This is a genomic window from Parvimonas micra (assembly GCF_037482165.1).
Lineage (GTDB): Bacteria > Bacillota > Clostridia > Tissierellales > Peptoniphilaceae > Parvimonas.
Map to the genome: position 1 here is coordinate 645,415 of NZ_CP148048.1, position 14,867 is coordinate 660,281.

At 26.6% G+C, this 14,867-nt stretch carries 13 protein-coding genes; 12 read left to right on the plus strand and 1 reads right to left on the minus strand.

The window, feature by feature from the left end:
• Window positions 1–351 precede the first annotated feature (351 nt).
• The 9 genes from WFJ11_RS03180 (at window position 352) to WFJ11_RS03220 (ending at window position 10,501) form a co-directional block, all read left to right on the plus strand.
• The gene (locus tag WFJ11_RS03180; RefSeq protein ID WP_338817680.1) at window positions 352–3,033 is read left to right on the plus strand and encodes a calcium-translocating P-type ATPase, PMCA-type; all 2,682 of its coding nucleotides are present in this window, start codon (window positions 352–354) and stop codon (window positions 3,031–3,033) included.
• A gap of 375 nt (window positions 3,034–3,408) precedes the next feature.
• A complete protein-coding gene (locus tag WFJ11_RS03185; RefSeq protein WP_009372757.1) occupies window positions 3,409–5,079 on the plus strand; it encodes a formate--tetrahydrofolate ligase in 1,671 nt (556 codons plus the stop codon).
• Between the two features lie 16 nt (window positions 5,080–5,095).
• Complete coding sequence (locus WFJ11_RS03190; protein ID WP_009372798.1) at window positions 5,096–5,734, plus strand: cyclodeaminase/cyclohydrolase family protein; 639 nt, start codon at window positions 5,096–5,098, stop codon at window positions 5,732–5,734.
• A 10-nt stretch (window positions 5,735–5,744) separates the two neighbouring features.
• A complete protein-coding gene (locus WFJ11_RS03195; RefSeq protein ID WP_009372587.1) occupies window positions 5,745–6,596 on the plus strand; it encodes a bifunctional 5,10-methylenetetrahydrofolate dehydrogenase/5,10-methenyltetrahydrofolate cyclohydrolase in 852 nt (283 codons plus the stop codon).
• Window position 6,597: 1 nt separating this feature from the next.
• Window positions 6,598–7,875, plus strand: coding sequence for a folylpolyglutamate synthase/dihydrofolate synthase family protein (locus WFJ11_RS03200; protein ID WP_338817681.1), 1,278 nt, complete (start codon window positions 6,598–6,600; stop codon window positions 7,873–7,875).
• Complete coding sequence (locus tag WFJ11_RS03205) at window positions 7,875–8,417, plus strand: 5-formyltetrahydrofolate cyclo-ligase (RefSeq protein ID WP_338817682.1); 543 nt, start codon at window positions 7,875–7,877, stop codon at window positions 8,415–8,417. The genes WFJ11_RS03200 and WFJ11_RS03205 overlap by 1 nt, the downstream gene beginning before the upstream one ends.
• A gap of 109 nt (window positions 8,418–8,526) precedes the next feature.
• Window positions 8,527–9,411 (plus strand): DegV family protein, encoded by an 885-nt coding sequence (locus WFJ11_RS03210; RefSeq protein ID WP_338817683.1) that lies wholly within the window; start codon window positions 8,527–8,529, stop codon window positions 9,409–9,411.
• Window positions 9,412–9,444: 33 nt separating this feature from the next.
• The gene (locus WFJ11_RS03215; protein WP_338817684.1) at window positions 9,445–9,828 is read left to right on the plus strand and encodes a CidA/LrgA family protein; all 384 of its coding nucleotides are present in this window, start codon (window positions 9,445–9,447) and stop codon (window positions 9,826–9,828) included.
• A complete protein-coding gene (locus WFJ11_RS03220) occupies window positions 9,812–10,501 on the plus strand; it encodes an LrgB family protein (protein WP_338817685.1) in 690 nt (229 codons plus the stop codon). The genes WFJ11_RS03215 and WFJ11_RS03220 overlap by 17 nt, the downstream gene beginning before the upstream one ends.
• Window positions 10,502–10,631: 130 nt before the next feature.
• On the opposite strand, the gene WFJ11_RS03225 is transcribed toward WFJ11_RS03220, so the two are convergent.
• On the minus strand, window positions 10,632–11,843 hold the full coding sequence (locus WFJ11_RS03225) for a nucleotidyltransferase family protein (RefSeq protein WP_338817686.1): 1,212 nt from the start codon (window positions 11,841–11,843) through the stop codon (window positions 10,632–10,634).
• 231 nt (window positions 11,844–12,074) lie between these two features.
• Here WFJ11_RS03225 and WFJ11_RS03230 point away from each other — a divergent pair, with 231 nt between their 5' ends.
• From WFJ11_RS03230 to murJ, 3 genes are read left to right on the plus strand one after another with little or no spacing between them, the layout of a single operon-like run.
• Window positions 12,075–12,506: a macro domain-containing protein gene (locus tag WFJ11_RS03230; RefSeq protein WP_338817687.1), complete on the plus strand. Its 432-nt coding sequence runs from the start codon at window positions 12,075–12,077 to the stop codon at window positions 12,504–12,506.
• A gap of 59 nt (window positions 12,507–12,565) precedes the next feature.
• Window positions 12,566–13,294 (plus strand): hypothetical protein, encoded by a 729-nt coding sequence (locus WFJ11_RS03235; RefSeq protein ID WP_009372728.1) that lies wholly within the window; start codon window positions 12,566–12,568, stop codon window positions 13,292–13,294.
• Between the two features lie 46 nt (window positions 13,295–13,340).
• On the plus strand, window positions 13,341–14,846 hold the full coding sequence (murJ, locus tag WFJ11_RS03240; RefSeq protein ID WP_338817688.1) for a murein biosynthesis integral membrane protein MurJ: 1,506 nt from the start codon (window positions 13,341–13,343) through the stop codon (window positions 14,844–14,846).
• The last annotated feature ends 21 nt before the right edge of the window (window positions 14,847–14,867 follow it).

A 14,867-nucleotide genomic window follows, 5' to 3' on the forward strand; every position in this document is an offset into this window, starting at 1 on the left:
AATTTTTTAAAACACCTTTTTTGTGAAACAGCAAGATTTCTAGGAAATATCTCGATATAAACATTATAGAATGTTGAGGTTAATGTTAAAAAATAAAGTTTTAAATATTCATTCAATGCAAAGATTAGCGAAATGTTGTAGTATTATTTTTATTTAAAATTACTTGAAAAATTTTTTAAAATTTAGTATAATATAACTAATAAAGGGGAGTAGCTAATTTTGTTTAGTCGTCAATACGGTTTATCCCGGCTAAACACCTAACTATTTCAATAGGAAGCAAGACCTTTGTTTAATTTAATTAAACAAGGTTTTTTTTATGCAAAAAAAGCCTTAATTCAAGGAGGATAAATTATGTTTTGGTACAACAAAAGTGTTGATGAATGTATCAATGAACTTGGAAGCAATGATAAAAATGGACTTTCAAGTAAAAAAGCTTTAGAGCTTTTAGAAAAAAATGGAAGAAATGAGTTAAAAGAAAAGAATAAAAAATCACTTCTTTCAAAAATTATTGACCAATTTAAAGACCCTATGATTTTAATTTTAATTGGAGCTTGCATTATGTCAGCTATAGTTGGTGAAATAACAGATGCTTTTATAATCATAGCTATTGTAATTGTTAATGCAATTCTTTCACTTAATCAAGAGGGAAAAGCAGAAAAAGCTATAGAAGCTTTACAAAAAATGGCTAGTCCAATGGCAAAAGTTTATAGAGATGGAAAATTAATTCATATTCCTTCTCCAGAAATTGTGGTTGGAGATATTGTAGAGCTTGAAACAGGTGATATTATTCCAGCAGATTTAAGATTAATTGAAAGTTTTATTTTAAAGATTGATGAAGCTTCTTTAACTGGTGAATCTGTACCTGTTGAAAAATTTTCAGATAAGATTTATGATGGAGAAATTGAGATTGGTGATAGAGAAAATATGGCTTACTCTTCTACTATTGTTGCTTATGGTAGAGGAAAAGGAGTAGTAGTTTCTACTGGAGAAAATACGGAAATTGGTAAAATTGCAACAACTCTTGATTCTTTTGAAGATGAAGACACTCCACTACAAAAGAAGCTAGCTGGTCTTTCAAAATCTCTTGGACTGATAACAATAGGAGTTTGTATTGTAGTATTTATAGTTGGGCTTTTGTATAAACAACAGTTTTTACTTATGCTTTTAACTGCAATTTCACTAGCTGTTGCAGCGGTTCCTGAAGGGTTGCCCGCAATAGTTACAATAGTTTTATCTCTCGGTATGACAAAAATGGTAAAAAAGAATGCTATAGTAAAAAAACTTTTAGCAGTTGAAACATTAGGAACTACAACAGTAATTTGTTCTGATAAAACCGGAACTCTTACTCAAAATGAAATGACTGTAAAAAAAGTTTTTGTAAATAATCTAGTTTATGATGTAGAAGGAACTGGTTATGAACCTGTTGGAGATATATATTTAAACGGAGAAAAAGTTAATGCTAAAGAAATAGAAAATTTTATTTCAATTTCTAAAATTTCAACTCTTGTTAATGATGCAAAACTACTTAAAGATGAAAATATGTATAGAATAGCAGGAGATCCTACTGAGGGTGCATTGCTTACTCTTTCAGAAAAAGTTGGCATTACTAAAGATGAATTAAATAACAATCATAAAAGAGTAGCAGAAATACCATTTGATTCAACTAGAAAGATGATGACAACATTTAATGAAAATGTATTTTCATCTAATGTTATATCTGCTACAAAGGGTGCACCTGATATTATAATAGATAATTGTAAATATATTTTAATTAATGGAAAAGAAGAAGAATTTACTTCAGAATTAAAAGAAAAAGTTCTTTTACAAAATAGTCAATTTGCTAAACAAGCACTTCGTGTTTTAGCTTTTGCTTATAGAAAATTTGACTCATTACCTGAAGATAAAACTTCAGAAAATATAGAAAGAGATATGGTTTTTGTTGGTCTTATGGGAATGATAGATCCTGCAAGGCCAGAAGCAAAAGAAGCAATCAAAGAATGTAAAAAAGCAGGAATAATTCCTATAATGATAACTGGAGATTATCTAGAAACTGCAGTTGCTATTGCAAAAGATTTAGGAATTTTAGATGAAAATTCAAAGGCTATTATGGGTCGTGAGCTTAACAAAATGACTGAAGAAGAAATTTGTGAAGTTGTCAAAACTACACGAGTTTTTGCAAGGGTAAGTCCTGAAAATAAAGTGCAAATAGTTAGTGCTTTAAAGAAAAACGGACATATTGCTGCAATGACAGGCGATGGGGTAAATGATGCTCCTGCAATTAAGAGAGCTGATATTGGTGTTTCTATGGGAATAACAGGAACAGATGTTGCAAAAAATACTTCTGATGTAATATTAACGGATGATAATTTTGCCACAATAGTATCAGCAGTTCATGAAGGTCGTATAATTTACTCAAATATTAAAAAGTTTGTTTCTTTCTTATTATCTTGTAATGTAGGAGAAATTTTAATAGTTTTAATATCTATTCTTTTAAATATACCTGTACCGTTTATACCAATTCAATTACTCTGGTTAAATTTAGTCACAGATAGTTTTCCTGCACTAGCACTTGGAGTTGAAAAAGGTGATGAAGATATTATGCAAGTTTCACCAAGAAATCCAAATGAGGCAATTTTAGATAAAGAAATGATTTATAGTATAATTTCTCAATCTATAGCAATTACAGTTGCAACACTTGGTGCATATTTCTATGGAATGCATCATTATCCTAATCATATTGAAGGAGCAAGAACAGTGGCTTTCTTTACACTTATAACAGCAGAACTACTAAGAAGTTACTCTGTTAGAAGTAGTAGATTTACATTATTCCATATTGGAATATTTTCAAATAAAACATTGGTATATGGAACGGCATTATCTTTCTTTATGATGTTAGTAGTTGTATATGTACCTTTCTTACAACCATACTTTGATACTGTTTCTTTAGGAATAAAAGAGTTAGCAGTTGCTATACCACTTGCATTCTTACCTTTTGTTGTTGCTGAAGTTTCTAAAGTGTTAAGAAAGAAATAAAAGAATTAAAAAATATTATAAAAAGTTGGATTATTAAATTATAGTCCAACTTTTTTTATATTATATTTCTGATATTAAAAATATTTATTTGTAAAAATTGATAATATATTTATAAATTTATACTATAATCTTTATATTTTTAATAATAAACAAACGTTCATCATGATATTAACAATTATATAATTTTATAATAAAATCTGTTTTGCTTTTTATTTATAAGGGTATTTTATTCTATAGGTGTGTAGTTTATTTTACAATGATATAAGATTCTTTTTAGAATAAAAGATATTGACATATTATTAAATAAATTGTATACTGAATAAAGGGAATAACGATTCCCAATAAATGTTTTTTAAATTAAAAAGGAGGACTTTTATGAAGACAGATGTGCAAATTGCTCAAGAAGCAAAAATGAAACCTATCAGAGAAGTAGCTGATTACTTAGGATTTCCGGAAGAAGCTATTGAACTTTACGGAAACTATAAAGCAAAGTTGAATATACATGAATTGAAAGATTATAACGAAAGACCAAATGGAAAGTTAATTTTAGTAACTGCTATAACTCCAACTCCTGCAGGAGAAGGTAAAACTACTACTGTTGTTGGGCTTGGTGATGGACTAAATAAAATAGGAAAAAGAACATCTCTTGCATTAAGAGAACCTTCTTTAGGACCGGTTTTTGGAGTTAAAGGTGGTGCTGCAGGTGGTGGATACGCACAAGTAGTTCCTATGGAAGATATAAATTTACACTTTACTGGAGATTTTAATGCTATTGGTGCTGCTAATAACTTATTAGCTGCTATGTTAGATAATCATATTAATCATGGAAATGAATTAGATATCGATTCCAGAACTATTACATTAAAAAGAGTTGTTGATATGAATGATAGACAACTTCGTTTTATTGTAGATGGATTAAACGGAAAAGCAAATGGTGTTCCAAGAGAAGATGGATTTGAAATAGTAGTTGCATCTGAAGTAATGGCTATTTTATGTCTATCAAATGATTTAAAAGATTTAAAGGAAAAATTAGGAAAAATCATTGTTGCTTACAATAGAAAGGGTGAACCAGTAACAGCAAAAGATTTGAATGCTCAAGGTGCAATGGCGGCATTATTAAAGGATGCTATCAAGCCAAATCTTGTTCAAACATTAGAACATACTCCTGCATTTATTCATGGTGGACCTTTTGCTAATATAGCTCATGGTTGTAATAGTATAATTGCTACAAAATTAGCATTGAAATATTCTGATTATGTTGTTACTGAAGCTGGTTTTGGAGCTGACTTAGGAGCTGAAAAGTTCTTAGATATTAAATGTAGATTTGCAGGTTTAAATCCTAATGCAGTTGTAGTTGTTGCTACTGTAAGAGCTTTAAAGATGCATGGTGGACTTGCTAAGACAGAATTAGGAAATGAAGATTTAGTTGCTTTAGAAAAAGGACTTCCAAACTTACTAAAACATGTTGAAAATATGCAAAATCTATTTGGCATTCCTTGTGTTGTTGCAATTAACAAATTTCCATTAGATACTGATGCAGAAATTCAATTGATTGAAACTAAATGTAAGGAATTAGGTGTTAATGTTGTTCTTTCAGATGTTTGGGCAAAAGGTGGAGAAGGTGCAGTTGACCTTGCTCATGAAGTTGTAAGACTTGCAGAAAATGACAAACCAATTAATCAAATATATGATATTGAAGACTCTTTAGAAGAAAAATTAAATAAAATCGTTCAAAAGGTTTATGGAGGTTCTGGTGTAACATTCTCTCCAGGAGTTAAAAAGAAAATTAAAACTATAGAAGAATTAGGTTTTAAAAATGTTCCTATCTGTATGGCAAAAACGCAATATTCATTCTCTGATGACAAGAATAAAGTTGGTAGACCAGAAGGATTTAAAGTAAATATCAAAAATATAAAGATTGCTGCAGGTGCAGGATTTGCAGTTGCTTATAGTGGTGATATTATGACTATGCCTGGACTACCAAAAGTTCCTGCTGCAAATAATATTGACATTACTGATGACGGAAAGATAGTTGGATTATTCTAGTTAATAGGAGGAATTTATGGAACAAAAAATGTGTGATAAAACCATAAATTTATTTATTCAAGAATTATCAGATAAACAACCAGTACCAGGGGGCGGAGGAGCATCCGCCCTTGTAGGTGCTTTGGGAGTTGCCCTTTTAAATATGGATGCAATTTATACTACTGGTAATGAAAAATTTAAAGATGTTGAAGAAGAGATTAAAGAACAAATTAAAAAGTATAATGAATTAATTACTTCCTTAAAAGAATTAGTTCAAGGAGACGCGGATGCTTTTTATCCACTTTCTCAATGTTATAAGATGCCAAGAAATACTGACGAAGAAAAAAGATTAAAGAGAGAGGCTTTAGAAGTAAATCTTTATAATGCTGCTATGATTCCATTACAAATAATGGAAAAATCTTATGAAGCACTTTGTCTAGTAGATAGACTTATAAGAATTGGAAACAAAAATCTTATTGGAGATGTTGCAACTGGAGCTGTATTTTTAGAATCCGCTCTTAAAGGAGCAAGTCTTAGTGTCTTTGCGAACACTTCTTCAATGAAAAATGAAGATAATATTAAGATGATAAATGAAAAATCCATGAAATTATTAAAAGACGGAACGAATCTTGCTAACAAGGCGTTTGAAGAAATATTTAATGGATTTTTAAAATAAGGAGACTATTATGACAACAATAATGAAAGGTAAAGAAGTAGCAATTGCTTTAAAGGAAAAGATTAAAGCAGGAGTTGCTGAACTTAAAGAAAAAGGAAAAGTTACTACTTGTGGTTTTATTAGAGTTGGAGATAGAAGTGATTCTATAGGTTATGAAAACGCAGCAATTAAAGTTTTATCTTCTTTAGGAATTGAATGTGTTCAATTTCACTATCCAGAAGATATTACTGAAGCTAATTTTATTTCTGAACTAGAAAAAATTGGAAACGATGATAGTGTTGATGGTTTTTTACTTTTAAGACCATTACCTGCACATATTGACGATGATTTGGTTGGAATGAAAATTAATCCTAAAAAAGATATTGATGGAGTAAGTCCATATAATATTGGAGAAGTTTTCTATCCGAAAGAAGATAGTTTCATTCCTTGTACTGCTGCTGCTGTTATAAAAATGTTAGAATTTTATGATTTAGATTTAAGTGGTAAAAATGCAGTTGTATTAGGGCGTAGTAATGTTATCGGCAAACCTGTTGCAATGTTATTATTGGCAAAGAATGCAACAGTTACAGTATGTCATAGTAGAACTCAAAATTTAAAAGAAGTATGTAAAAATGCAGATGTCTTGGTTTCAGCTATTGGGAAAGCTCATTTTGTTACAAAAGAATTTGTAAAAGAAGGAGCTATAGTAGTTGACGTTGGAACAAATTATGATGAAAATGGAAAGGTAACTGGTGATGTTCATTTTGATGAAGTTTCTGAAATTGCAAGTTATATTAATCCAGTACCAGGCGGTATTGGATCAATAACTACTTCAGTTTTAGCAGAAAAATGTTTAATTGCCGCTAGAAAAAAGGTAAAATAATATGGATTATGAAACTGCAATGATTAAACTCAGAGGAGAAGTTTGCAGTGGAGTTAAATTAGGTTTACAAAATATAAAAAATCTTATGGAAAAATTAGGAAATCCACAAGATAAATTAAAAATTATTCATATTGCAGGAACCAATGGTAAGGGTTCCTGCACTTCTTTTGTAAATTCTGTTTTAGTTTCACAAGGGTATAAAGTTGGGATGTTTACTTCTCCTTCTATTTACAATTTTGAAGAAAGAATTAGAATAAATAATAAAAATATTCCAGAAGATAAATTAATAGAATTAATGAACGAGGTAAGGGAAATTGCAAATACTCTTGAAGTTTTTCCGGCCGATTTTGAACTTGTAACCGCTTTAGCATTTTTGTATTTTTATAGAGAAGATTGTGATTTTGCTATTATGGAAGTAGGATTAGGTGGAAGACTTGATGCTACAAATGTAATAAACAAACCTTTAATTACATTAATTACATCTATAAGTTTTGATCATCAACAATTTTTAGGAAATACTATAAAAGAAATATCTCTTGAAAAAGCAGGAATAATTAAAGATGGTGTTCCTCTAGTTCTATATTCCCAAGATACTGAAATTATGGATAATATAATAGGAGTTGCAAAATCTAAGAATTCTAAAGTTATAGTAAATGATTTATCTAAAATTAAAGTATTGGAAAATAAAAAATCAGGGCAAGTTATTGACTATAAAGATTTTAAAAACTTAAAAATAAATTTACTTGGATCACATCAAGTTAAAAATGCTACAATTTCTCTTGAGCTACTTTTAGAGCTTAGAAAAATGGGTTTTGATATTTCAAATGAAAGTATATATAATGGATTTTCAACAGTTGATTGGCCTTGTAGATTTGAACTTGTTTCTAAAAATCCAGATTTTATTTTAGATGGAGCACATAATATTGACGGTATAGAAAAATTTATTTCAAATATGAATTTTTACTATAAAAATAATAAAAAAATTGCAATTTTTGGAGTGTTAGCTGATAAAGATTATAATGAAATGCTAAAGAAAATTATTCCATGTTTTGATGTTTTTCTAACTGTAAGGCCAGATTCAGAAAGAGCAATGGAAGCATTGGAATTAAAGGAGAGAATTGAAGTCCTAACTGAAAAAAAAGTTTATAGTTTTGAAAGTTATCAAGATGCTATTGATAAAGCCTTTGAAATTTCAAATAAAGAAGATGTTATTTCAGCATTTGGATCTTTATATTTTGTGGGGGAAATTCGCAAACTTTTGGGAGTGAGTGATTATTAATGGATAAAAAAATTATAAGAAAACAAATTCAAGAAAAATTAAAAAAAATATCTGAAGAAGATAGAAAAATATTTGAAGAAATTTTATATAAAAAATTATATGAAAATGAAAATTTTAAAAATGCTAAATGCGTAGCATTAACAATTCCATTTGGAACAGAAATAAACACATACCCTATAATTGAAAAATTATTAAAAGAGGGTAAAACAGTATGTTCACCAATATGCGAAAAAGAAACTAGAAAGATGACTTTTTATAAAATAGATTCTTTGAATGAATTAATTGAGGGTTATTATGGAATTAAAACACCTCCTGAAATTGAAAAAAATATTGTTGAAAAAAATGATATTGATTTAATATTAGTACCTGGAGTAGGATTTGATAAGAATAATTATAGAATTGGCTTTGGTGGAGGATATTATGATAGATATTTAAAAGATTATAAAGGACATACTATAGCTTTGGCATTTAAAGAACAAATTGTAGAGAAAGTTCCGAAAAACGAATTTGATTTGCCTGTGGATTTGGTAATTACAAATTAAATACTAATTTTCAAAAATAGTTTTATTTTAAAACTATTTTTTTCTTGCAAAAAATTCCAAAATAGTATATTATATAGACTAGGTAAGTTTTTTAAAAATGGAGGTAGATATGATAAAGTTATTTTCTGATATGGGAGCTGATATTCCAGTAGAAATTGCAAAAAAATATAAAATCCAAATTTTTAATATGGTAGTTACAGATGGAGAAAATGAATATATTTTAAATCATGATATAGATAAATATAAATTATTTGAGAATATGACTAAAGGAGTTAATTATAAAACATCCCAGGTATCATATAAAGATTTTTATGATACATTTAAAAAAGAAGTATTAGAAAAAAATGAAATTATTTATATTTCCTTATCTTCAGGCCTTTCCGGAACTTATAATACTGCTAATATGGTAAAAAATGACTTGTTAGATGAATTTCCAGAAGCTAAAATTCACATAATAGACAGTTTAGGAGCTAGCTTTGGATATGGAATTCTTGATATAAAAGTTGCTAAAATGATTGAAAACAATGAAGGTATAGAAGAAATATTAAAATATATAGATTTTTATAAAAAACATATTAATTATATTTTTTCTGTTGATGATTTAACATATCTTTATAGAGGTGGAAGGTTAAATAAGGCTAAGTTCATAATAGGGAACTTATTGAATATTTGTCCTATATTAGATATTTCGAAAGATGAAGGGAAGCTTAATTTTATTGATAAAGTTAGAGGTCATAAGGCATTTAAGAAAAAATTGATAGATATTATAAGGAGTAAATCTGATGTTTTAGATAAACAAACACTTGTTGTTTTTCATGGAGACTGTAAAGATAAGGCAGATGATTTGAAAGAGCTATTGATTAGTGAGTTTAATAATAGTGATGTAATAATTAGTGGAGTAGATGCTGTTATTGGATGTCATACAGGGCCAACAGTAGTAGCAATGGTTTATCTTGATGAATTATATGGGAAATATGATAAATTTGAAATTTAAGGGTTAGAGATAACCCTTAAATTATTTTAGGAGATGATTTTTATTAAACATATTTATGAATTTTTAGTTATTTTAATTTTTTTATTTTTTGGAACTATTTTAGAGGTTATTTTTAAATCTCCAATACCAGCAACAATTTTATCAATGTTATTCTTAGTTACTTTGTTATATTTTAAAGTAATTCATTTAAAAAAAATAGAAAAAGTTTCAGAATTCTTACTTGAAAGTATTACACTTTTTATGACACCATTAGTTATTGGAGTTATAGATAAATTTCATTATTTTAATGGGAAATTTTTACAAATTTTCTTAATCTTATTTGTAAGTGTAGTTGTATCTATGATTATCACGGCTTTTGCTACAACTTTTTTTGTAAAGATTTTTGTAAAAGGAGATAAAAATGGAATTAATAATTAACAATCCACTTTTTGGTATTTTTTTAACTATAATAACATTTGTAATAGGGTATGAAATTCAAATAAATTTAGGATTAAAATTTTTAAGTCCAATGGTTACATCTTCTATTTTAATTATTTTAGTTCTTGTTGTTCTTAATATACCATATTCAAATTATAAGCAAGGAGCTGATATATTAACTTTTTTTGTTGCACCTGCAACTGTTGTGCTGGCAGTACCATTATATAAAAATTTAGATATTATAAAAAAATATTTTCTTCCAATATTGTTTGGATGTCTAGTTGGAATAAGCGTTGGAGCAATTGTTGGAATATTTTTATGCAATGTTTTTGGAATAAATAAAGAGATTTTGCTTTCTATGTTACCAAAATCTGTTACATCTGCTATAGGTTATGAAATTTCAAAGAAAATTGGAGCAATTATGGAAATTTCTATGGTATTTATAGTTATCTGTGGAATTATAGGTTATAGTGTAGGTGAATTAATTTTTAAGATTTTTAAAATAGATGATAAAGTTGCAAGGGGAGTTGCACTTGGATCATGTAGTCATGTTCTAGGAACTGCAAAAGCAATGGAAATTGGAGAAATCGAAGGCTCTATTGCTACAGTATCAATTTCAATTTCAGGAATTTTAGCAGTAATTTTAATTCCTGTAATATTAAATTTTATTTAGCAAAAAGCTGATAAAGAATACAATAGTAGTCTTTATCAGCTTATTTTTAATGTCTAATTATTGGAAATTACTAGATAAATATCATACATTTATGATTGTATTATTTTATACTAGACAACTATTATTATATTTATTCATGCAAAAAAGATATAAATTCAGTTTCATTTTTGGTATTTGTGAATAGCTTATAAAGTTTTCTTGAATTTTGTTCAATTTCAAATTTGTTTTTTTGAAAATCCGATAGATTATGTGTGCTTTTGTTTGTTGTTACAATTTCTAGATTAGTTTTATTTTTAATTTCTTTAAGCAATTCTTGCCCTTTTTTATTAAAGCCTAAAACATTTATATATTCAATATCTTTAGAATACATTTCCTTTATTTCATTATTTATATTCAATAGATAATTGTAAATAAATCTTTTAATTCTAACTTTTTTATATCTTTTACTCTGTATTCTCTCTGCTAATTCTTCTATAGAGTTTACTGAATAAATATTTTTCTTAATTAAATTTAAAATTCCATTTTCGTAATTTACAATATTTTTGGGATTTATTTGATTTATTAGAATATTGTATTTTAAAATTTCTAAAATAATTTTTTCATTAGGTAAAATATTGTTTTCTACTGAATTTTTTATTTCATAAAAAGTTATTTTATCTAAAAAATTTTCAATTTTTTCTAAATTATTTTCATAAATTGCTTTTCTTATTGCTGAAGCGCTTAATTGCTCTTTTGAATTATAATCCTCATCATTATAATTTTTTCCTTTTCTTTTTATAGGAAAAGGAGTTATTTTAGATTTTGATAGTATTATATTTTTGACATATTCAATTGATAGAATATTATTGGAAATAAAAAAGTCATCTTGTATTTCTAAAATCTTATATTTTCTGTTAATTTCTATACAAGCATTTTTATATGCAACTGCATAACTTTTTCCAAGTTTCATTTCATAGCTTAAGATTTCTTCTATTTCATTTTTGTATTGAAGTTGAAATTTTGCAATTTCTATAATATCCTCTTTTTTCTCACATTCGAAACCAAAGCAAAGATAGTCTATGATATCTAGTTTATTTAGAATAGATATTCCACCTTTTGCAAAGTTTTCAGCACTTTGCAAACTGTAGTAAAATGGAAGTTCTATTACGAGATCAACTCCATTATTAACTGCAATTCTAGCCCTTGTGTATTTGTCTAAGATTGAACATTCACCACGCTGAACAAAATCTCCGCTCATTATTGCAATTATATTGGAATTCAATTCATTTTTTATTCTGTCTATTTGATATTTATGACCTAAATGAAATGGATTGTATTCAGCAATTATTCCTGAGTTTTTCATAAAATCTCCTTTTTAAAATTATTTAAAGATTATTATATTAAAATATTCGTAATAAAGTAAATAATTTTACTATATACGATTATTATATCATAACATTTTATTAATTGAAAAATAATTAAAAAATATTAATCATAAAATTATCAATTTTATATGCTTATGATTATTGACTAAATCTAAAAAAAAATATATAATAATTGTACTATTTTTATTATAAGCTTTTGGAGGTTTGTTATGGATATTAGAGTGGTTAGCGAAAATATTTTTGATATTGAATCTGACTGCATAGTTTATTTCGTTGATAATTCTTTTTCAAATGATGATACTATGGAAATAATATCTAAGGCTGGAAATAGACTACTCGATGTTTTTAGTAAATTAAGTTCATTAACAACAGGAGAATTTAAAGTTGTTCCGGCGTTTAATCTAAAAGCAACTTATATTGTACTTTGTTCAATTCCACAAAAAATTGAAAAAGAAGAAGATGAAAAATTTTTGGAAGATATTTTTTCTGATATTTTACTTGAAATTGAAAGACGTGAATTCAATACAGTTGCCGTTGATATTACAAGGCTTTCTAATAGTTATGGATCTAAACATAGTGAAGTTTTTAAAAAATTTTTAAGAAATTTAAATAATGATATAGTAGTTTTTTTGTGTAAATAGCTTAAAACTAAATTTTTTTGTGAATATATTAATTTTTAAACTAAGGGGGGAGGGAAGAAATGAATGCGTTATTAGATAAAGACACTAGAATTGCTTTAGAATATAATTTTTTATATTTAAAAGATTCAGTTGCTTTTGATATTTTTATTTCCTCACTCTCAATTGAACAACGTGGATTTAATGTAAGATTTAGACAAGCAATTTTTAATAAAATCTCAAAGAGTTTAGACAGCTTTTACAAGAATAGATCTGATAAAGAATATATAAAGAGTGCAGTACAAAAATTGGTTTATGACGATATAAATCGTCTTGAAATTGTTTTAGCTGTAGATTCTTATATATATGGAAAAAAATCAAATGTTTTTGCTAATGAAGTGGAAAATTATTTTTTAGTCAATTATCCTAATTTAAAAATTAGTAGAAAGCAAAAACTTATTGTGAGAAAATTATCATCTAAAGATTATAGATTTAGAAATAGATTAATAAATAATGTTATAGATTATTATAATTTAAATAAAAAATTTGAAGAAAAGACTAATGATTTTTTTGAAAATGTGATTAAAGATTATATTTTTAATCTTAATAATTATATTGTAAAACAATTAAAATTAGAATTTAAAGATAATAATTATTATGTTTTACAGAAAGAAAAATTTTTGACAAAAAAAGATTTAGAGGAACTTTATAATCATATAAATAAAGTTTTTATGGATCATTTACATAAAACTTCAAGAATATTTATATGGTATGGACTTAATGATAAAGTAACAAGTAGATATAAAAACTAAAGTCAAAAACTTATGTTTTTGACCTTTTTTATGATAGGAGAATTCTATGGGTTATACGGCTTTTTTGCTAATGGTTATAAATATTTTATCTAAAATATTAGGATTTTTTAGAGAAATATTATTATCTTATTTTTATGGGACAGGAGAGATAGCAACAGCTTTTCAAATTTCACTTTTGGTTCCTTATACAATTTTAGGATTTGTTATGTCTGGTATTTCAATTAATTTTATACCAACTTATACTTCTTTGGAAAAAAGAGAGGGAAAAGAAACATCTGAAAAGTTTACAAGTAATATTTTAAATATAATTTTTATAATTTCTATTATTGCAACAGTTCTAGCTTATATATTTGCAAGACAAATTGTATTTTTATTTGCAATGGGATATTCTGGAGAAATTTTTGAATTATCAGTTACATTTACTAGAATTACTATACTTGGAATGTTTGCTCAACTATTAAACTCAATACTTAAAGGATATTTAAATATAAAGGGTAATTTTGTAGTTCCTGGTTCTACAGGATTTATATATAATATTGTTATTATAATATTTTTAATAATAAGTTATAAAATAAATCCAATGTTAGCACCTATTGGTGTAGCTATTGCTACAATTTTTCAATACATTCCATATATTCCTGCTATTAAAAGTACAGGATATAAACATAATTTTATTGTCAATTTTAAAGATGAAAATGTAAAGAGAATGTTAGTATTAGCACTTCCAATTATTTTTGGGGTTGCTGTAAATCAAATAAATCAACTTATTGATAAAAATTTAGCATCTTTTATTTCTGTAAGAGGTATTTCTGTTCTATCTTATTCAGTTAAATTAAATGAATTTGTATGGGGAATCTTAGTAGTATCTATTGTTACTTCTATTTTCCCAACACTTAGTAAATTAGCTATAGAGTCAAAACAAAAGTTTAAAGTACAGATTGCTAAAACTCTTTCAACTATTATATATCTAGTAACACCTGCTTGTGTAGGAATACTAATTTTTTCAAAGGAAATAGTAACTTTGATATTTAAAAGAGGAAAATTCGATGAAAATGATGTTATTTTGGTTTCTGGAGTTTTGTTTTATTATGCAATAGGACTTATAGGGTTAGGAATTAGAGATGTACTTTCTAATGCTTTTTATGCACTAAAAATGACTAGAATACCACTTATAAACTCTGTTGAAATGGTCGTATTAAATGTAATCATGTCAATTATTTTATCAAGATTTATGGGACTTAATGGTCTTGCATTAGGCTCAAGTATTGCAACTATATTTGGAGCAGTAAATTTATATATTAAACTTGAAAAACAAATTGGAAAGATAAAGTCAAAAGCAATTGTTAATAATGGTATAAAAGTCTTAATTTCTGTGATTTCAATGGCAATTATATCAAAATTAATATTTATTTTACTAAATATTAAGTTATCTTCAAATTTAAGCTTTTTAGTTGCTTTAATATTCGCAGCTATTACTTATACAATTGTTTCTGTTTTATTGAGAACAAGACAAGCAATAGACATATTAAGAGTTATTATTAAAAAATTTTAAATACAAATAATAAAAAGGAGA